17 protein-coding genes and 1 riboswitch are annotated in these 17,591 nt (G+C 62.0%); of the genes, 7 read left to right on the top strand and 10 right to left on the bottom strand.

What is annotated here, in order from left to right; translation table 11 throughout:
- Positions 1–111 precede the first annotated feature (111 nt).
- Positions 112–639: a carboxymuconolactone decarboxylase family protein gene (locus QM609_RS11075; protein WP_003941136.1), complete on the top strand. Its 528-nt coding sequence runs from the start codon at positions 112–114 to the stop codon at positions 637–639.
- Complete coding sequence (locus QM609_RS11070) at positions 623–1,945, top strand: MFS transporter (RefSeq protein ID WP_187781777.1); 1,323 nt, start codon at positions 623–625, stop codon at positions 1,943–1,945. The genes QM609_RS11075 and QM609_RS11070 overlap by 17 nt, the downstream gene beginning before the upstream one ends.
- Before the next feature lie 79 nt (positions 1,946–2,024).
- Here QM609_RS11070 and QM609_RS11065 read toward each other — a convergent pair whose 3' ends face one another.
- Positions 2,025–2,303: a YHS domain-containing protein gene (locus tag QM609_RS11065; RefSeq protein WP_050655999.1), complete on the bottom strand. Its 279-nt coding sequence runs from the start codon at positions 2,301–2,303 to the stop codon at positions 2,025–2,027.
- Between the two features lie 272 nt (positions 2,304–2,575).
- Here QM609_RS11065 and QM609_RS11060 point away from each other — a divergent pair, with 272 nt between their 5' ends.
- Positions 2,576–3,535, top strand: coding sequence for a DMT family transporter (locus QM609_RS11060; RefSeq protein ID WP_050656000.1), 960 nt, complete (start codon positions 2,576–2,578; stop codon positions 3,533–3,535).
- Here QM609_RS11060 and QM609_RS11055 read toward each other — a convergent pair.
- On the bottom strand, positions 3,525–4,199 hold the full coding sequence (locus QM609_RS11055; protein WP_050656006.1) for a TetR/AcrR family transcriptional regulator: 675 nt from the start codon (positions 4,197–4,199) through the stop codon (positions 3,525–3,527). The two genes, QM609_RS11060 and QM609_RS11055, sit on opposite strands and share 11 nt — an antisense overlap.
- Before the next feature lie 158 nt (positions 4,200–4,357).
- Here QM609_RS11055 and QM609_RS11050 point away from each other — a divergent pair, with 158 nt between their 5' ends.
- Complete coding sequence (locus QM609_RS11050) at positions 4,358–5,860, top strand: MFS transporter (protein WP_050655929.1); 1,503 nt, start codon at positions 4,358–4,360, stop codon at positions 5,858–5,860.
- A 355-nt stretch (positions 5,861–6,215) separates the two neighbouring features.
- Here QM609_RS11050 and QM609_RS11045 read toward each other — a convergent pair whose 3' ends face one another.
- A complete protein-coding gene (locus tag QM609_RS11045) occupies positions 6,216–7,823 on the bottom strand; it encodes an ABC transporter substrate-binding protein (protein WP_076948553.1) in 1,608 nt (535 codons plus the stop codon).
- A 134-nt stretch (positions 7,824–7,957) separates the two neighbouring features.
- Positions 7,958–8,536 (bottom strand): CGNR zinc finger domain-containing protein, encoded by a 579-nt coding sequence (locus QM609_RS11040; protein ID WP_050655927.1) that lies wholly within the window; start codon positions 8,534–8,536, stop codon positions 7,958–7,960.
- Between the two features lie 63 nt (positions 8,537–8,599).
- Here QM609_RS11040 and QM609_RS11035 point away from each other — a divergent pair, with 63 nt between their 5' ends.
- Complete coding sequence (locus QM609_RS11035) at positions 8,600–8,977, top strand: hypothetical protein (protein ID WP_050655926.1); 378 nt, start codon at positions 8,600–8,602, stop codon at positions 8,975–8,977.
- A gap of 93 nt (positions 8,978–9,070) precedes the next feature.
- Complete coding sequence (locus tag QM609_RS11030; RefSeq protein WP_050655925.1) at positions 9,071–9,415, top strand: PH domain-containing protein; 345 nt, start codon at positions 9,071–9,073, stop codon at positions 9,413–9,415.
- Here the strand turns inward: QM609_RS11030 and QM609_RS11025 are convergent, their stop codons facing one another.
- Both QM609_RS11025 and QM609_RS11020 read right to left on the bottom strand, forming a co-directional pair.
- Complete coding sequence (locus QM609_RS11025; RefSeq protein ID WP_050655924.1) at positions 9,416–10,627, bottom strand: saccharopine dehydrogenase family protein; 1,212 nt, start codon at positions 10,625–10,627, stop codon at positions 9,416–9,418.
- Positions 10,620–11,618 carry an alpha/beta hydrolase family protein gene (locus tag QM609_RS11020; protein WP_042450570.1) on the bottom strand — a complete coding sequence of 333 codons (999 nt, stop codon included), beginning with the start codon at positions 11,616–11,618 and terminating at the stop codon, positions 10,620–10,622. The genes QM609_RS11025 and QM609_RS11020 overlap by 8 nt, the downstream gene beginning before the upstream one ends.
- Before the next feature lie 143 nt (positions 11,619–11,761).
- On the opposite strand from QM609_RS11020, the gene QM609_RS11015 reads away from it, so the two are divergent.
- Positions 11,762–12,640, top strand: a complete 879-nt coding sequence (locus tag QM609_RS11015; RefSeq protein WP_050655932.1) for a phage repressor protein — start codon at positions 11,762–11,764, stop codon at positions 12,638–12,640.
- On the opposite strand, the gene QM609_RS11010 is transcribed toward QM609_RS11015, so the two are convergent.
- The 4 genes from QM609_RS11010 to QM609_RS10995 form a co-directional block, all read right to left on the bottom strand.
- A complete protein-coding gene (locus QM609_RS11010) occupies positions 12,619–13,233 on the bottom strand; it encodes an LLM class oxidoreductase (RefSeq protein ID WP_050655923.1) in 615 nt (204 codons plus the stop codon). The two genes, QM609_RS11015 and QM609_RS11010, sit on opposite strands and share 22 nt — an antisense overlap.
- Positions 13,234–13,443: 210 nt before the next feature.
- Positions 13,444–14,769, bottom strand: coding sequence for an aminotransferase class V-fold PLP-dependent enzyme (locus QM609_RS11005; protein WP_050655922.1), 1,326 nt, complete (start codon positions 14,767–14,769; stop codon positions 13,444–13,446).
- A 53-nt stretch (positions 14,770–14,822) separates the two neighbouring features.
- Positions 14,823–14,937, bottom strand: a riboswitch (SAM riboswitch).
- Between the two features lie 60 nt (positions 14,938–14,997).
- Positions 14,998–16,533: a PucR family transcriptional regulator gene (locus tag QM609_RS11000; protein ID WP_050655921.1), complete on the bottom strand. Its 1,536-nt coding sequence runs from the start codon at positions 16,531–16,533 to the stop codon at positions 14,998–15,000.
- The gene (locus QM609_RS10995) at positions 16,530–17,588 is read right to left on the bottom strand and encodes a DUF917 domain-containing protein (RefSeq protein ID WP_283337277.1); all 1,059 of its coding nucleotides are present in this window, start codon (positions 17,586–17,588) and stop codon (positions 16,530–16,532) included. The genes QM609_RS11000 and QM609_RS10995 overlap by 4 nt, the downstream gene beginning before the upstream one ends.
- Positions 17,589–17,591 lie beyond the last annotated feature (3 nt).

The raw sequence follows: 17,591 nt of genomic DNA, 5'->3' as shown, positions 1-17,591 counted from the left end.
ACGCTCCTCGACCCTTACAACCACCCTAAAATTCTTCCCAACCTCGGGTGGGGGGTGGGGCGGCCGTTCCCCGGCCCAACCCACCACCGGCGGAACCACCTAGGACTTGCCATGTCGCGCCTTGCATCTCTCACTCCCACCACCGCTGTCGGGGCATCGAAAGACCTTCTCGCCGAACTCGTCAACCGTCACGGACAGGTCGGTGACATGGTCGCGGCGATGGCTCATTCGCCCGCTGTGCTGGGCGGCTATCTGCAACTCAGCCAAGCAATGAAGCGAGCGAAACTGAGCCGCAAGATCACCGAGCGAATCTCTATCGCCGTGCAGGTCCAGCAAGGTTGCGCTGTTTGCCTCGAAGCCCACGTGGCCGCCGCGCACGCCAACGGCGTCGAGGCGGACGAGATCGAGCGTGCCCGCGCGGGCACCTCGGCCGATCCCGCCATCGCGGCAATGATCGACCTCGGGCTTCGCGTCTATCGGGAGCCTGCCTCGATTTCAGACGAACACATCACGGGCCTTCGAGCGCACGGCTACGGTGATCGCGAGATCGCCGACGTAGTCGGAATCGTCGCCCTCAATGTCCTGACCGGAGCTTTCAATCTTGTCGCGGGAGTGAAACCAAATGAACCGGATCGCTAACTCCGCACCGGAACGGAACAGCCTGCGTCTGTTCTTGATTCGCGACTATCGCCTGCTCTTCAGCGCCCAGATCATCGCGCTGTTCGGCACCGGGTTGGCGACGGTTGCGCTGGGTCTACTCGCCTACGAACTCGCCGGACCGAGCGCCGGAGCCGTGCTGGCCACCGCGCTGACGATCAAGATGTCCCTGTACGTCGTGATCGCTCCACTCGCGGCGGCGTACGTAGACCGGTTGCCGAGACGGGCTTTCCTCGTTGTCCTCGACGCCATTCGCGCAGCGGTCGTGATCGCATTGCCCTTCGTCAGCGAGATCTGGCACATCTACGTGCTGGTGGGCGTTCTCCAAGCTGCGTCGGCAGCGTTCACTCCCACGTTCCAAGCGGTCATCCCTGACATCGTGACCGACGAGGCCGATTTCACCCGCGCGCTGTCGGCATCGCAGGTCGCTTACACGATGGAAAGCCTGCTCAGCCCTGTTCTTGCCGCAGTCGCTCTGTCCTTCATGACATTCAACCTGTTGTTCGTCGCCATCTCCGTGGGCTTTGCCGTCTCGGCACTGCTCGTGCTGGCCACCCGAATCCCCAACGCTCGCCGAAGTACTCACCGCAAGGCGTGGGATCGGATCGCGTCGGGGGTGCAGATCTTCGTGACCACGCCGCGACTGCGCGGCATCATGGCACTCAATCTCGTGGTGGCAGCAGCCGGATCGATCGTGGTGGTCAACACCGTCAACTACGTCCGCGACGAGCTCGGTGGAACCCAATCCGACGTGGCGTGGATGCTTGCCGCGTCAGGCACCGGCACGTTGGTGACCGCGCTTCTTCTTCCACGCGTTCTCGACAGAACCGCTGAACGTACCGTGATGACAGCAGGTTCCGTTGTCCTGGTCGTCAGCGCCGGCGCGGCAGCAGCCCTCGCCGTGGCCGGTGTATTCACGTGGATGCTCACTGCCGCAGTGTGGGCGCTCGTCGGCGCCGGGATGGCCATGATCGTCACTCCGACCGGAAAGGTACTTCGGCGCTCCGTCGAACCCGCAGGTATACCGGAGGTGTTCGCAGCCCAGTTCTCCCTGTCGCACCTTGCCTGGCTTGTCACCTATCCGATCGCCGGATGGGTTGGTTCGAGCGCGGGATTTGCGGTCACCTGGAGCATCCTTGCAGCGCTTGCCGCAGTGGGAGCCGTTGCAGGATTTGCACTTTGGCCTCGGGAGACGGTTGCTGAATTGCCCGTCCAAGCGACGTACGAAACCACGCGAGGCGAATGCACCTTGGCGGCTACCCAGTGCGCGTGCGCTCGCACCGTCTGATGTCGACGGTCTGCCCGAACCCCGATTGGGCCTCAACGAAAGTGGTGGTGCAGCCATCGCCTGCACCACCACTTTTCGCTCAGCTCACGTCGGCATACTTCCTGGGATTTGCGTCGAACCGAGGACCACATCCCTTGCAGCAGAACCAGTACCGATTACCTTCGAAGTCACGAAACAGGCCTTCCGCTTCGGCACGCACCTTCTCGATCACGCTGCCGGGCATGACCCGACATTCGACAAGTTCACTACTGCCAGCGGTGAGTAGGTCTTTCCCACCGGTCGGCATCGCCGAACCGACAGCGCTGACATCGCCTTTGGCGTCAGACTTCGGGGTGTTGCCACAGCCACAACTGCTCATTGGGATTCCTGTTCTTTTGCGGGACGGATGCGGCCCGCAAAGCGAGCCCGATACAACCGCCAATATACCCCCTATAGGTATATTTGACTGAGCCTAATGGTGCGTTCAGTTGACACATCGCCGTATAAACCATTGCGGGAGAATGAATAATGCGTCACCAGTCTCGGATCACCTGCAGCATCACGACACAGTCAACCCTATACCTACTGGGGGTATAGGGTAGGTCAGGCATCAACCAACCATGTCCGCGTGGTCGTCGACGAAGAGGAGCAATGAAGAACTGGAAAGCAATCGGCAGCAGCCGATTCGCCGTAGTTGGAGCTTTGCTGTCGGTCGGCATGCTCTGGGGAAGCTCGTTCCCCCTGGTTGCTGTGGCAGCACCAACTCTCGGCGCCGTCGGCACGACGCACGGCCGCTTCATTGTTGCAGCGTTGGTTCTCGCGCTGATAACTGCTTCCAGCAGATCGACCTGGCGCGCGGTCGGTCATCGGTTTCCTGCATTCATACTGCTGGCTGCCCTCAACGTCGCTGGGCCCCTGACGCTTGTCGCAACTGCGATCGTCGGCCTCAACTCGTCGACGGCGTCGATCCTGAACGCCACGACTCCGATGTTCACCGTATTCGTCGCCGCTTTCTGGCTTCGACAAAAGATCACCTGGCGAAAACTCTCGGGGGTCGCGATCGGCATCGGCGGCGTCTCGGTGCTTGTCGGCGGAATTCCGTCAGCGATCGACAGTCGCGCAATGCTGGCCATTGGCGCATCTTTGACCGCGACGCTGCTGTACGCAGTCGGAGGTGTCTACGCACGAAAGTCGTTCCAGGACACTCCACCCCTGACGCTGGCCCTCGGCCAGCAACTTGCCGCGGTCGCCCTCTTGATGCCCGTGTCCGCCGTCGCGCCCCCGCCAGGGCCCATAACCGTCGGTCCACTCATCGCCGTGGCAGCCCTGGGGCTGGGGGCTACCGCCGGTGGCTACCTGGTCTACTTCTGGATAATTCGTCAGGCGGGTCCAGTCGCGGCATCGGCCGTCACTCTTCTCGTTCCGATTTCGGCATCAGCCATCGGAGTGCTGTGGTTGAACGAGCCTGTTACCTTCGCGCTCGTCGGCGGGCTCGTCGTCATTCTTGCCGGAGTCGGCTTGCTCCTGGATCTTCCACCGACGCGAGATCCATCCCGCAGGGTTGCCCCGGGGCGGGCGGCTAGCGCGGACAAACGGCCGGTCAGCGGCTGATCGGAGCCGTCCAAAGCCCGACCAGCGCGTCGACGAGGTCGGTCGTGAAGTCCTCCCATGACGTGACCGCGTCCGGCCCCTCTTCGGCAAGCGTGCGCTCACGTTCGGCGAACATGTGCACGATCGCATTGCGTCCGATGTCCGCGCGGGCGCGTCGAACACTCATCGGCATGTCGGCCAGACAGTCAGAGAGTCCCCGAAGCGTCTCCTGCAGGGTGGGCGAGGCCAGCACCTCGTCGTAGACGATTTTCCGCAGGACCGGGTCGGTGAGAATCTGTGCACTGAACCGCGCGTACCAAGTCGGGCCACCCATTTCGGCGTAGTGATCGGTCGACGCCCGAACCAGACACGAAATCCAGTCACGAACGTTTGTGGACCCTTCGATCTCACACAGCAGTGCGCCACGCTTCTTCTCGACCTGCTGGGAATGCTTGTTCACGATCGCGCGGACCAGATCGGTCTTGGTCCCGAAGTGATATCCGACGGCAGCATTGTTGCCCTGACCTGCCGCCTCGCTCACCTGACGGTTCGAAACCGCGAAGACTCCATGTTCTGCGAACAACTGCTCGGCGACGGCGAGAATGCGGTCTCGGGTTGCAGCAGAGCGCGCGGAATTTGCGGCGCCGCCGACATCGGCCGACGCGTCCTCAGTCCTCGTAGTCATGGACACCATCATCCTCGACCATCCGAAGCTGCTCGGCACCGGAGATATTCGTCACGATCGGAGACACAGCCTTCCGTTAAGTCAGTCACTTGATTTAACTTTAGTTCAAGCAACTGACTTAAACCATTATTCGTTCTTCCTCCGATGGAGTTACCGCAATGTCGTCAACCACTTCACCACCACCGACAACGCCGCCACAGACAACGAAGTCGCCAGCCACCACCGCAGTGGTGGCTGTTCTGGCGTTTTCCGGCATCGTCGTCTCGCTCATGCAGACGCTGGTGATCCCGATCATCCCGCATCTGCCCGAGTACCTGAACGCGCCGGCGTCCGATACCGCGTGGGCTGTGACCGCCACGCTGCTCGCAGCTGCCGTCGCCGTCCCGACCATGGGCCGCTTGGGCGACATGTTCGGCAAACGGCGTCTACTCCTGATCAGCATGGCGCTGTTGGTAACCGGTTCGGTGGTCGGAGCACTCAGTTCGAGCGTTATCCCCCTCGTTGCCGGCCGAATCCTGCAGGGCCTTGCTGCCGGCGTCATTCCGCTGGGCATCAGTGTGATGCGCGACGTGCTTCCGCCCAAGAAGCTCGCCGGCGCTGTTGCGATGATGAGCGCTTCACTGGGAGTCGGTGGCGCTCTAGGTCTTCCGATCGCGGCTTTGATCGCCGAGTACGCCGACTGGCACGTCCTGTTCTGGGCGTCAGCCGTGCTCGGCGCTCTTGCGGCCGTTCTTGTTGTCGTCCTGGTCCCCGAATCGACGGTTCGCACAGGTGGCACGTTCGACTTCGGCGGGGCAATCTCGCTCTCAGCCGCCCTCATCGCTCTACTACTGGCCATTTCCAAGGGTGGCGACTGGGGTTGGACGAGCACGCTCACGCTTTCCCTGTTCGGCGCCGCGATCCTGATATTCGGATTCTGGGCTTGGTGGGAACTACGCACCCCCAAGCCGCTGGTGGATCTACGCGTATCCATCCGCCGCCAGGTGCTCTTCACCAACCTCGCATCGATCGTGTTCGGGTTCGCGATGTTCGCCGCCAGCATGGTCTTTCCCCAGGTAGTCCAGTTGCCTGAAGTCACTGGTTACGGCCTAGGCGGTTCGATGCTCACCGCGGGTCTGGTCATGGCTCCCTCCGGCATCATCATGATGCTGATCTCTCCGCTGTCCTCACGTATCACCAATTCGCACGGCCCCAAGGTGACGCTCATGCTCGGCGCCGTTGTCGTCGCAATCGGTTACGGCATAGGCATTTTCGCCATGCACTCGATTTGGGAACTGATCGTGATCGCCGTGATCATCGGCGCCGGTACCGGTATGGCTTACGGCGCGATGCCCGCTCTCATCATGGGGGCTGTTCCTCCGTCCGAGACCGGTGCAGCCAACAGCTTCAACACCCTGATGCGCTCCCTCGGTACATCATTCGCCAGCGCCATCGCGGGTGTCGTCATCGCCCAGATGACCATGTCCATCGGTGGGGCAACGCTGCCGTCGGAGAACGCTTTCCGCGTCGTCATGGCCCTCGCTGCCGGATCCGCCGTCGTCGCACTCGTCCTGGCCGGTTTCCTCCCTCGGTTCAAGGGCTCCAACTCCCGCAAGGAGATTGGTAGCCAGCACACCGATACGTCCCCGACCACGTCGAAGGAATCCGTTCCGACACACTGAGCCAGCGCGCAATACACACTGCGCTGTACACACAGCCCGGCCCCGGCGGAGTCCAACTCCGTCGGGGCCGACGCGTTTCACACATTTTGCTGTTGATACACCTGCGGACGACAGTTTCGTGACATGCTCCGTTGAGATGGGTGCTCGTTCGATACTCGGGGAAAGGATGCCGCGATCGCCGCTCCTCGTGCTGACGTAGCCCTTGCTGTCGCCGCCGCTGCCGTCCTGGGCATAGGCGTCGGTGTCCTTCTTGCCGATGTCGTCGCCGGCCTGGCTGCAGGTGCGGGTGCTGCGGTGGTATTTCGGTTTGCTCTTCGGATGATCAATACCCGAAAGTGAGCGTTTGCCGAGGGTCCTACTTCAGGACACGGATCGCCGAGCCCGGAAGGATTCCGCTCGATGGCGGATAGATCGACGTTGCCCCGTTGAAGAACATGTGAGCGGGAGTCGTGGATACCGGCAGCAGGTCGACGTCCTTGAACAATGCCCGCTCACTTTCCTCCCAGACCTTGCAGGACTCGTCACCGGGAAGAAGCGAAGCCTCAGTGGACAATTCGATGTACTTCTTGTTGTCGAGGGAAGCGAAGTTCACTCCTTCAGGCTTCGGTGGGCCGGTGAAGTACTTCGCAAAGATACTCGGCGTATCGCTCCCCAGCGTCAAACCGATGGAAACGTCCCACGACGACAGGTCGATGGTGCTGAATGTGTTGGCGATGACAAAACTGTAGTCGCCGCCGGTCAGTTTCACTCTCGCGCCCAGTCCTTCCCACTGTGTTGCCACGTATTCCGCGGCGGCAGAGTTCGTATCGCGTGAGTTGTTGAAAATCACGTTGAGGGCAAGCGGTCGACCGTCCTTCGTCAGGATGCCGTCGGGACCCGCCTTCCAACCTGCGTCGGACAGCGTTTTCTTTGCTGCATCGACGTCGAAATCGGGGATCGTCCCTTCGACACTGTTGTAGTCGCAGGCAAGGGGTTCCGAAACCGCGAGGGCGCGTGCGCGGGTTCCTTTACCGCCGGTGGTGATCTCGGTGTAGTCGTCCAGGTCTACTGCCTGCACGAGGGCCTGCCGCACAGCACGGTCTGCCGTGGGTAGGGCCGCGAAATGATTGAAGATGAACTCGCCGGACAACGTGGTGTAGGTCTTCGAATCCAGACCCGCGGCCAAGACTCGTTCCTCGTCCGAACCGGTGACCGCTGCGGCATTCACTCCGCCGGTGAGAACAAGATTCGCCGTCGTACTGGGATCGGTGACAATCTTGATCGTCACTGTCTTCGGCACTCCGAGAGTGTCGGAAGTGGTCTCGCCGTTCGGACTCCAGGTGTAACCGTCGCGGCGTTCCATCGTGATGTGATCGTTCGGAACAACTTCGGTGACCTTGAACAGACCCGTTCCGTTGCTACTCGAACGGATGCTGGCCGGGTCTTCGAGCGTCGCAGCGCACGGAAGCCGCAACGCGCCGATTCGAGAGAGCAGGAAGGGCGCTGGCTCGGCGGTAGTCACCGTCAGTTCGTCACCGTCCGCTGAGGCCGAAGTCGACATCGGCACAGTGGATCCGCGTAGCGGTGAAGCGTTTTCAGGATCCATGACCCAGTTGATGTCATCGGCCGCGGTCTGTGCGGTGAAGGAAGTGCCGTCGGCACAAGTGATGCCCTTCTTGAGCACGAACTTCAGCGTGTTCCCTTCTTCACTCCAGCTCTCCGCCAGATAGGGACGCACAGTGCGTGTTTGCGCGTCGATGTCGATCAACGAATCGTACGAGTACGCGTTCACGATCTGAGTCGACGTAAGGTTGGTGATCAGAGGGTGCAGATTTCCGGGATCGGCGTTGATGACAGTCGTGAAACTGCCGTCCTTTGCATACTCACCGACTGAACCTCCGGGACTGGATGCGCCGCCACACCCGGCCAGGGTGAAAACGCCAACGCTGATAACTGCTGTCGCGGAGACAGAACGGGCTTTCATACGAGCCGCCATCTACTAGGAGTTGCCATGGCGACAATCGTGCGGGACTGACGTGGTCTGTATCTCGTTGAAGTTCCCCATACAGTCGGCCGTACTCTGTTCGATTGTCACTATCGACCGGGCAAGCGCAGACGCTAAGTACGACGCTGCCGTTGACGGTGATTCGCGACGTTGATTCGGTTGCCGCACAACGCCGGCATGCAGTATCGGCGTCGCCCTCCCCTGCTCGTATCGACAAACACCCCGTTGCACGTCGGCGATGCGCATGGACGGAATCGTTCGTACCCCAATGTGCGCAGAGTCCCCAGCAACGAGTATCCGATCAACAACGTGAGTTCACCCGCGAGATCGATTGTGTTGTCCGGTACTGCATTCCACCGATAGCCGTTCTGGGAATCTGGCGTAAGTCGAACGTGATGCGGGACGGCCTGGAGAAGTTGATGAGTGCGATCGACTAGTTCGCCGGCAGTCGGAGCATCGAGAACCGAACGAATTTCCTCTCTGAGCCCCTGAACGTCCGCAAGTTCACCGCTGGTCGGCCCGCGTCCGTTGGTGAGCGCATCCGGCGAGAGTCCATGTTCGTCCAGTAGATCGTGAAGCGTCTGGGAGTCTGGCAACGCGTCACCAGCCTCCACCCACACTCGGGGTGAGGTGTTGACCAGGTCCGTCGCAAACGACGCACCGGATACGTAATCGTCTAAAACTACTTGCATCCCTTACCTCCCTGCTTTACCGTAATTGAATAACCTAACTTTACACCTTACGGAGGCGACGGGATGGAACACTGCGCAGACCACGGACTGCCCGAGATACTCCTCGACACCCACAACCGATTACGCCGCGCCGGCACCGTGGCGTCGGGGACACCCGTCGTTGCAGCCGATCTCTACTGGTCGATCGGAGCGCTCGCCCAATGCCTGACCGCGATGGACGAGGTCATTTCACAACTGGGAATCAACGCCCGAAAGCAGTTGCGAGCTGGAAAGTTCGATGTCGAGAGCGGACCGTTCGAAGGACAACCCGACGCTGCCCTGCTCACCGCAGTTCTTGCGCTCGCCCGAGCATCGAGCAGTTGTGAACCAGTTCAGACGGCAATCGGCAATGCCCAGATCGCGGTGAGCGATCTCGTCGTCTCAAGGCCCACCAGCGCTTGACGCCCGCGCTCGCAGCCTGTCCCAATAGAGACTGTATGGTTGGTTTTCAGGCAGCCATCGAGAGCATCGACCAGCAGGAACCGGGTTATCACTGTGAGTGCAGGAACATCGACAATCTACGAGGACCGAACCGTCCGGATCGACGATCAGGGCGTCACGATCCGCCACTACTACTTCCCGTTTGTCAGCAACTTCGTCCCGTACTCGCAGATCGAATCCGTCGACCTCGGAGTCATGTCATGGCTGAGCGGACGCCTACGAATCTGGGGAACAACAGATTTCAGCTCGTGGTACAGCCTGGATCTTTCACGCCCGTGGAAGGAGACCGCGGTGGTACTCACTCTCGCCGGCCACGGATCGCCTTCGTTCAGCCCCAAGGACGCCGATCGCGTCGAGACCGAAATCCGCAGTCGCATCGGATCACACGCCGCGAACTGACTAGCGGAACTCGGATTCGACGGTGACGATCTCACTCCAGTCGGTTCGATCGAACAACCGCGCCAGCGCAGTGAACAGAACTTCCGGGTCGACGACGCTCTCGGGTGAGTGCACACCGATCCGATCCGAAATCGTTCCGTCGGCGAGCCGGGACACCACCTGAGCAAGGCCGAGCGCCAAGGGGATTCCGGTTGCACCGGCCATGTCCGACAGCAACTCCGACACCGGTGAATCGTCTGCAATCCGGGCCACGACGCGCATCTCTCGACCTTCGAGCGCCCCTGTCGCCGAGGCGAAGAACAACGGCAAGGATCCGTGGCCGGCGCGCGTGAGCATTCGAGGCGCAGCACGGATCATCCGTCCGAGCGAAGGCTTGCCCAATTCTTCAGCGGCCGAGTCGAGATCGATTCTCCCCTTGTCGATGTCGGCGCGGAGAACGTCGAGAAACGCCACGGTTTCCGGTGTGATGACCATCAGATTTGCCGAATGCCCCGCAGGATTGATGGTCCGATGAAACATCACCGACTCCGGATGCCCGACCACGTAAGCGTTCCCCCGACGTCCGCCGGGCAGTTCGAGTGCGATGGAACGCAACGGTTCTTCGTTGACGATTCGCCCCGCACGAACCACCGGAACCTGGCCGCTGATCTGCTGCATCCAGTGAACGGCGGCTGCACTCAATGTGTCCACCGACTCGTCCTCGCCCTCGACATCAACCGGCCAGGCTGTATACAGATCGTCGACCACGTCCAATCGCGAGACTGCCATCGCGGCCAGGAGGTTACTCATCCCGGGACTTGCGCCCATGCCGACTACCGCACAGATTCCGGCTCCCCTCGCGGCACAGTCCAATTCCAGCATTTCGACGGCCGGCTCCCAGTCGTCGCAGATGTCGAGATAGTGAGTCCCGGTCCCGATCGCTGCCTGGAGAATGCCGACGCCGAAACGGAAAAACGGTCCGACCGTATTGACGACCACGTCTGCGCCGTCAAGCAATTCACGTAGCGTGCGACCGTCCGTGACGTCGATGCTGCGCGCCTCGACTTCCGCTGACGCCTGCGCCAGTTCAACTGAAAGACGCTTCGCAGCATCGATATCGCGATCCGCGACTACTACCTTGCCGATTCCCGGCAATGTTGCGGCCAGACGAACTGCTGCCGAGCCCATGGCACCGGCACCACCCAGTGCGACAACCGTGATTCCGTCAGCCATGAATTCCCTCCAAAAATGCAGTCTGATCCGCTAGATAGCCGGGAGCGAAGATCGAACGGGGAGCAAGGACGGCCACCAGAGCGGACCTCACTTCCGAGTCTTCGAGATCCTTGTCCACGATCGAATGCGTAGCGTCGGGGTACTTCTTGACCACCAATTGCCCTGGAGTGTCCAACAATTCGCGATACACCCTTTCGGTATCAGCCACGTCGACGTTGACGTCTTGTCCGCCGATGATCAAGAGCACCGGAACCTTCACGGTTTCGAGATCGGCTCGCGCATCCGAGAGGTAGTTCTTTCGGATGAAGTTCCACCGGTCTTCGGTGAGACCGTCGGCCTCGCCGGAGGCCACGAGATCGTCGAACGATGCATCACGGGCCAACTGATCCAAGTTCTTCGCACGATCGACCCGCGCTTTCTCGAACTCGTCGGCCGACGCATTTCTCTCGGAAAGTTCGGCTAGGGTATTGAATTCGCCTTGTTGGAGCCAGTTGATCGCGGGACCCACGGCAATGACGAACGCTACGTCCGGGTCGAGGTTCACCACCTTGGGCATCACCCACCCTGCCTGGCTTGCACCCCACAGACCGATCCGAGACGGATCGATATCCGAACGTCCCCGCGCCCACTCGATTGCCGCTTCCGTTTCTGCCGCGCGATCGTCCATGCTCTGGTCGAGCCAATTGCCCGGTGCCCCATTCACCCCCGGCTTGTCCCAGGAGAGTGACGCGTACCCCGCCTTTGCGAACGCCTCCCACACCGGTCGATAGAACGTCTCATGTGTTGCATCGACCGGGCCGTCTCCGTGGACGAAAACCACGAGCCCGAAGGGACCGTCACCGTGTTCGGGCAGTGCAAGGACTCCCTGGAGCGGCACCGATCCCCCGGTGATCGTCACTTTTTCCTCACGGATGTCATAGGTGTTCTGGTACAGCGTCCAGCCCACCAGAGTCGCGATCAGAACAACGACCACCGCCAGGGAAGTAACCATCCACCTGCGTAAACGAGGCTTACTCTTGCCCTCGCTCATCGATTCCGCTGCCATCTTCCCGCCCTAACGTACGAATTTGAAACGATCGTATTGCATTCGATAGTACAGTTGTGGGCGAAGATGTCGAGAAGCGAGGAAAGGACATGGCGATGACCGACAGGGACGTCGATGTACCCACGAGGATCTTGATCGAGGGACTACTGCGCACGGACGGAACTGTCGACGGGCACACCCTCTATGCCACCGCCGACGCCCTCGGCAAAACTGATCAACAGGTTCGGCTGTGCATCAAGCGGTTGGTCACCGAGGGGAAGTTCACTCAGGAAGGTCGCGGGCGGCAGGCCACGCTACGAGCAACGCCGAAAGCCCTGCGCGAGATGGAACCCGACGTCGAATTCGTTCGGCTGGCCTATCGACAAGACCGCGACACTGTGACGCCGTGGGACGGGTATTGGCACCTGGCCGGATTCGCAATTCCGGAGTCGTCACGGAAAGCGCGAGATGCGCTGCGCACCAGGGTCGTTTACCTCGGCGGCGCGCTCGTCCAGGGCGGTCTGTACGTCTCGCCGCACGCCTGGGAACCGTATATTCGCGATGCGGCCGCCGAACTCGACGTCGAACAGCACCTGTCTTCTCTCACCACCCGAGATCTGAAAGTGGGCACTCTCGAAGACCCCGTGAAGATTGCCGCGCAGTTGTGGCCACTGGACCAGATCGCTGACGGATACGAACGGCTACTCGACGTAGCGACCGCACGCCTGCACAAACTGCAGAACAGTCCGGGTACCGATGCTGTCACGATGACCATCGAACTCGCGGCGGAATTCACGCGAGCCATGGAACCGGATCCGCTGTTGCCGCCGGAACTACTGCCCACCAACTGGATCGGCACGAGGGCTCGGTCGATCACTGCGCAGTGCTGGACGCTTCTGGCACAGGTGGACGGTGCCGACGAATTACCGTCGCTGTTCCACCTGTACGCAGATGCAATCGGTGACGATCAGGACGCAAGCGTGCGATGACGGGGCGGCAGTCCGAAACGCCCGAGAACCTCGTCGACTGCGGTGGACGGTGTGACAAGTCCGCGATCCTGAAGCCACGGAATGGTGCTGTCCACCAGATGCTCGAGCGTGCGAGGCAATGCGAGAGGCAGCAACGTAACGCCGTCGGCGACCTCCGCAGCTCGGATATCGGCGATCAAACTGCCGAGACCGGAAGGCGTTCCGACGTAATGAAGCGAAACGGGAACCCGCGGCGAGGTCAACGCGCTGTCCAACTGCGCAAGCTCCTTACGAGCGGAGCGAGCCTCCGGCGCGATCAGAATCTCGAGATCGACCAGCACTGCGACGCTGTCGGGATCGCGTCCTTCTTCAGCGACGGCAGCGCGTATCCGTGCGCGTTCGAGCTGTGCCTCACGCAGATCCGCAGCGCGAATCCGAACCACATTGGTAGGGAATGAAGCCAAATCGAGAGCCTTTTCACCCTCGGTGAGGTCCACCCAGTAGTCGCCGCCGATGATGGGCAGGTTGCCGGGTGCGCCCTCAGCGGCCGGATGGTGACCGGATCCGGTCAACTCGACCGCTACGTGCAGAGAATGCGAAGCGAGTGAAGACATGTGAGACCTCCGAAAATCAGAAAAGTATGGGATGAGCGAGACGAATCGTCAGCTCGAACACATTCCTGAAGAGGTGCGGCACAGATCGACATGGCGACGGCACCACTGACCGAGAGTGATGCTCACTCTCGAAGGGGTGGCGGGAAAATCCGCTGGTGCCATGGCTGCCATGCTAGTTGTCCGTTCGAGTTTTCGGGGACCGAGCTCAGCTCAGACGCACTCGGCTGCGCCGGCATTGTCGTCTGCGGCTCCGAGGAAGGGGCGGGTCTCGGGCACAGGGTTCCACGCACCTGCCGTCTTCGCGTACTTCCAATCACGCTGATTCGAAACCAGGATGTTCACGGCGTCGACCAACCGCGTCACGTCGTCCGAGCTGCTACCGAGGCCGAGGCTGGCGCGAACTGCACCGCCGGAGAGGCCGAGGCGCGCGAGAACCGGATGTGCGCAGAAGCGACCGTCGCGAACTCCGATGCCGTGCTCGGCGGAGAGGAATGCGGCGATCTCGCCCGCTTCGAATCCGTCGACGGTGAAGGTGACGATTCCGACGGCGTCGGGAGCGTCGTTCCACAGTCGCACGAGTGAGACGCCCTCGATGGCGGACAAGCCGTCAGTGAGCTGGGCGGTGAGCGCCTTCTCATGCTCGGCGATCACGTCGAAGTCCAGGGCGTGCAGGGTTTCGCAGGCGGTCGCGATGGCTGCCGCACCGAGCACGTTGGGGGAACCCGCCTCGTGGCGTGCGGGCGCGCAAGCCCACTCGGTGGATTCGACGGTCACCTCACGCACGGCGCCGCCGCCGGCGAGGTACGGCTGAGCTTCGTCGAGCCAGTCACGGCGGCCGACGAGAACGCCGGCGCCGAAGGGCGCGTACAGCTTGTGGCCCGAGAACGCTACGTAGTCGACGCCGCATTCCTGCAGGTCGATGCGACGGTGGGGAGCCAACTGAGCAGCGTCGACGAGGATACGTGCGCCGCAACGGTGAGCGATGTCAGCCAAACGTGCAATCGGCAGGATCTCACCGGTCACGTTGGAGGCCCCGGTGATTGCGAGCAGCGCGGCAGGCTTGGTGCACAGTTCACCGATCAGACGCTCGATCGTTTCTTCGATGGTGTCTGCGGCGGTGACGATACGAGCGTCGTTCCACGGCAACAGGTTTGCGTGATGCTCGACGTCGAGGACGACGGTGCTGCCGGGGACGCACTGCGCAAGCAGGTTCAGCGAATCGGTGGTGTTCCGGGTGAAGACGACAACCTGATCGTCGGCACAGTTCACGAAACGAGCAACGGATTCACGAGCGTTCTCGTAGGTGAGCGTGGAGATCCGGGACGCGTAGCCGGCACCGCGGTGGACGCTGGCGTACGTGGGCAACAATTCGGCGATACGGTCGGTGACCTGGGCCAATGCCGGCGCGCTGGCCGCGTAGTCGAAGTTGGCGTAGGAGCATTCGCCGCCCTGAACCAATGGAACCTGCAGGTCGGCACCCGAAACCTTGGCAATCGCGGTGGTGCAGCAGGTGTCGGCACTCAATACAGCAGTCATCGAAGACAATCCTCACGTTCAAGGACTCGTTCGTCGGGAGATGGCCCCGGAAGAGTCCGCGCTTGCCGCATTCGTTTTCGAACGCAGCCGGGTCGTCACCCGGAGCACCCCACCGCGGAGGAGGGTTGCCGACCAGCAAGCCGGGGCTGAACACTGGTACTCGTGACCTGGCAACGAGGATGGCAGGAACCTCCCGCGCTTGTCAAGACGAAGCTGCGAAGACCGTCGTCACGGCGCGATCGTCCGGCAGGCGAGGTGGAGCGCAAGCCTGGTTTCCGGATCGGCCAGATCGACCGAGAGAAGGCGCTGAATTCTATCGATCCGACTCGATACGGTGTTGCGGTGCAAGCCCATTCGGGTTGCGGTGTGAGCCAGAGACGATTCTTCGTCGAGGTACGTCGACAGAGTCTCGAGCAACTCTCCATTGGAATCGCGTAGCGGTGCGAGCAATGCCGCGGCCGCAGGCTGGAAGGTGTCGGTTCGCGTCCACGCCAGCAGCAACTGCGCCAGCCCGAGGCGGTCCACGTGCAGGAATCGACCTGTTTGAGATCGGGAACCGGCGAGCCGAGCGGCATCCCCGGCCTCCGACAGGGACGAACCGATTCCAGCCGGACCGTCGTGTGCGCGTCCCACACCTACCCAGGTCTCCATCGTGGGTTCCAACCTGGCCTGAGCTGCACGGATGCACTCGGCGATCCTGGTGATCGCCTCCGGTCGCGGCTCGCCTGGCAGAGTCGTCCACGCCGCCCAGCCGTCAGCCTGTTCCACGACATTGGCGTCGATTCCCTCGGCGGCGAGAGCATCTGCAACCTCGCTGCGTCTTGCCACCAGGTCGACCTCACCGACCGCCAGGACTTTGATGCCGATGTGCCATCCGTCCAGCATCCAACCCGCGTCGAGTGCGCGCCGGAGCAGTCCGGGTGTGGCGTCTGCTGACGTGTCGATCAGTTCACCGAGCAACGCGCTACGCCGGCGCGCTTCACGCTCGTCGACCATGCGCGCAACGGCCAGTCGGTGCCCGGCAGCCAACGAGGCCACGTCGAGAACCACTGAGAGAGAAGCCTCTTCGACGCTTTGACGCACCGGGAGCAGCACCGCCAGCCAGGGCTCTCGGGCTGCGCCGGACATCACCGGGCACGCAATCAGGACCGCGCCGGAGTCCAATTCGACCGTGGTGGGCGCCCCGCGACCCGACAACATACCGGCAGCTGCTCGATCAGCGTCTGACAACAGGTCGGCGCCGGTCATCGGACGTCCGGACGTGTCCAGGAGAAAGAATGAACGCTGAAAGGTGTTCAGTAGCACCGACAGAAGATTCTCGACGCTTCCTCCGGCTCGTTGGCCCGCGTGTGTCGCCCGCAGTACTGCGTCGGCCATCACCGCCCGCGAATTCGAGAGAAGATCACGAAGATCCACGCTGAACTGCCACGGGTCGGATACTCCGAGCACCACCAGTCCGAGCCGATCGGCAAGCAACGAGAGATTCGCATCCTCCGCCGCAGCGCTGTGCACAGCGACCACCTGGCAGCCGGTCGCCGCTGTGCGCCGAAGGAGAGCGTCGAATCTCCACTCCCCGATGTCGATTCGATCGAGAATCACCAGAACTGATCCTGAACTCGCCGCACCCGACACGGCCTCGGCCGACTGTGCCGATTCCCCGGTGAGTGCTCCCACTGTCGTCACGACGGGATCACCCTCCCCGGCAAGTCGATACAGCCCGACAAAGGCCGGGTTGTTCAGCAACGCCGAAACACTCGCGCTCATCGCGCCTCCATCAGCACTGCGTCGTGGTCGATCCCGAATGCCCGCGGGCCGACAACTTTCAATCTGCCCACTTTTGCCGCCCACCACTGTGGACCGGGAAGAACCAACACGGCCACATCGTGCCCCTGGTGCACGGATTCACACGAGACGAAGGCGCCGGTCCGCACGTCGAGCAACGTCACGATGTCCGGGCACGTTGCAATCATCTCGCCGTCCAACGCGACGGTCAGGAACTCACTCTCGAATTCGACTCGTATCACCGCAGAATCGTGTTCGAGAATCACGCTGCCCCGACGATCGCCGGTGTCCGGACGACTACGACGGACCGCACGCACCCGGCCAGTCCCCATTACCAGGGCCCCGGAGCTTTCCGCGATCTCCTGCCAACTGCCCAGTGCCCCGATGTGCTGACCCAGTTCGTATGCTCGGGAGAGAGTTCCCGGAATGCACGCCTCCTGCACCGTCCGCGCATCGATCGACGCGATCGCCAGAGCGCCCCAACCGCTGGTTCTCCCGATCAACGCCCGCACTGCTACCTCGGCGCCGAGCACATCCACTCCGTCGACGACGGTAATGAGGCCGCCGGGCTGGGCGAGTGTGACCGGGCACAATTCCAACCCGGCTGCGGCGAGAGAGAAGTGATCGAGCCGCGGCATCGCTCGACCCAGCAGGTCCGCGTCGACCACGGGAATTCCCAACGCCAACGCCGCCGCAATGCCGGAGAGAGCGTTGAGTCCACCGCCTTCGAAAGTCATCACCGCGGTCGGACGCTTCCCGGTCCAGCGCGTCAAAGCTGCTGCAGTATCTGCGAACTCACGCCCGGAGGGCAATTGCTCCTCCAAAGCCAGGGCCGATCCGACGATTCCCACCGGCATCACCAATGCCTCCTCCGGCAACTGGTCCGGCGCGATGACCTCCACCGAAGTAGACGTCATCAGTGGACGCAGCAATTCCACGAACAAGCGTGGATCGCCGCCCCCGCCGCAGCCCAGGACCACCGCCCCCGCTGCGATCGCGTCGAGGTCGGCCTCCCGGACCGCGTGCAGCCTGCTCACGGC

The organism is Rhodococcus sp. IEGM 1302, from assembly GCF_030056935.1.
GTDB classification, from domain to species: domain Bacteria; phylum Actinomycetota; class Actinomycetes; order Mycobacteriales; family Mycobacteriaceae; genus Rhodococcus_F; species Rhodococcus_F qingshengii.
The sequence above is the reverse complement of the archived record's forward strand: the minus strand, read 5'-3'. Positions and strand labels throughout refer to the sequence as shown.

Excerpts from the sequence above, each read along its gene's own strand:
- QM609_RS11075 (WP_003941136.1), top strand. The coding sequence starts at position 112 with ATGTCGCGCCTTGCATCTCTCACTCCCACCACCGCTGTCGGGGCATCG.
- QM609_RS11070 (WP_187781777.1), top strand. The coding sequence starts at position 623 with ATGAACCGGATCGCTAACTCCGCACCGGAACGGAACAGCCTGCGTCTG.
- QM609_RS11065 (WP_050655999.1), bottom strand. The coding sequence starts at position 2,303 with ATGAGCAGTTGTGGCTGTGGCAACACCCCGAAGTCTGACGCCAAAGGC.
- QM609_RS11060 (WP_050656000.1), top strand. The coding sequence starts at position 2,576 with ATGAAGAACTGGAAAGCAATCGGCAGCAGCCGATTCGCCGTAGTTGGA.
- QM609_RS11055 (WP_050656006.1), bottom strand. The coding sequence starts at position 4,199 with ATGACTACGAGGACTGAGGACGCGTCGGCCGATGTCGGCGGCGCCGCA.
- QM609_RS11050 (WP_050655929.1), top strand. The coding sequence starts at position 4,358 with ATGTCGTCAACCACTTCACCACCACCGACAACGCCGCCACAGACAACG.
- QM609_RS11045 (WP_076948553.1), bottom strand. The coding sequence starts at position 7,823 with ATGAAAGCCCGTTCTGTCTCCGCGACAGCAGTTATCAGCGTTGGCGTT.
- QM609_RS11040 (WP_050655927.1), bottom strand. The coding sequence starts at position 8,536 with ATGCAAGTAGTTTTAGACGATTACGTATCCGGTGCGTCGTTTGCGACG.
- QM609_RS11035 (WP_050655926.1), top strand. The coding sequence starts at position 8,600 with ATGGAACACTGCGCAGACCACGGACTGCCCGAGATACTCCTCGACACC.
- QM609_RS11025 (WP_050655924.1), bottom strand. The coding sequence starts at position 10,627 with ATGGCTGACGGAATCACGGTTGTCGCACTGGGTGGTGCCGGTGCCATG.
- QM609_RS11020 (WP_042450570.1), bottom strand. The coding sequence starts at position 11,618 with ATGGTTACTTCCCTGGCGGTGGTCGTTGTTCTGATCGCGACTCTGGTG.
- QM609_RS11015 (WP_050655932.1), top strand. The coding sequence starts at position 11,762 with ATGGCGATGACCGACAGGGACGTCGATGTACCCACGAGGATCTTGATC.
- QM609_RS11010 (WP_050655923.1), bottom strand. The coding sequence starts at position 13,233 with ATGTCTTCACTCGCTTCGCATTCTCTGCACGTAGCGGTCGAGTTGACC.
- QM609_RS11005 (WP_050655922.1), bottom strand. The coding sequence starts at position 14,769 with ATGACTGCTGTATTGAGTGCCGACACCTGCTGCACCACCGCGATTGCC.
- QM609_RS11000 (WP_050655921.1), bottom strand. The coding sequence starts at position 16,533 with ATGAGCGCGAGTGTTTCGGCGTTGCTGAACAACCCGGCCTTTGTCGGG.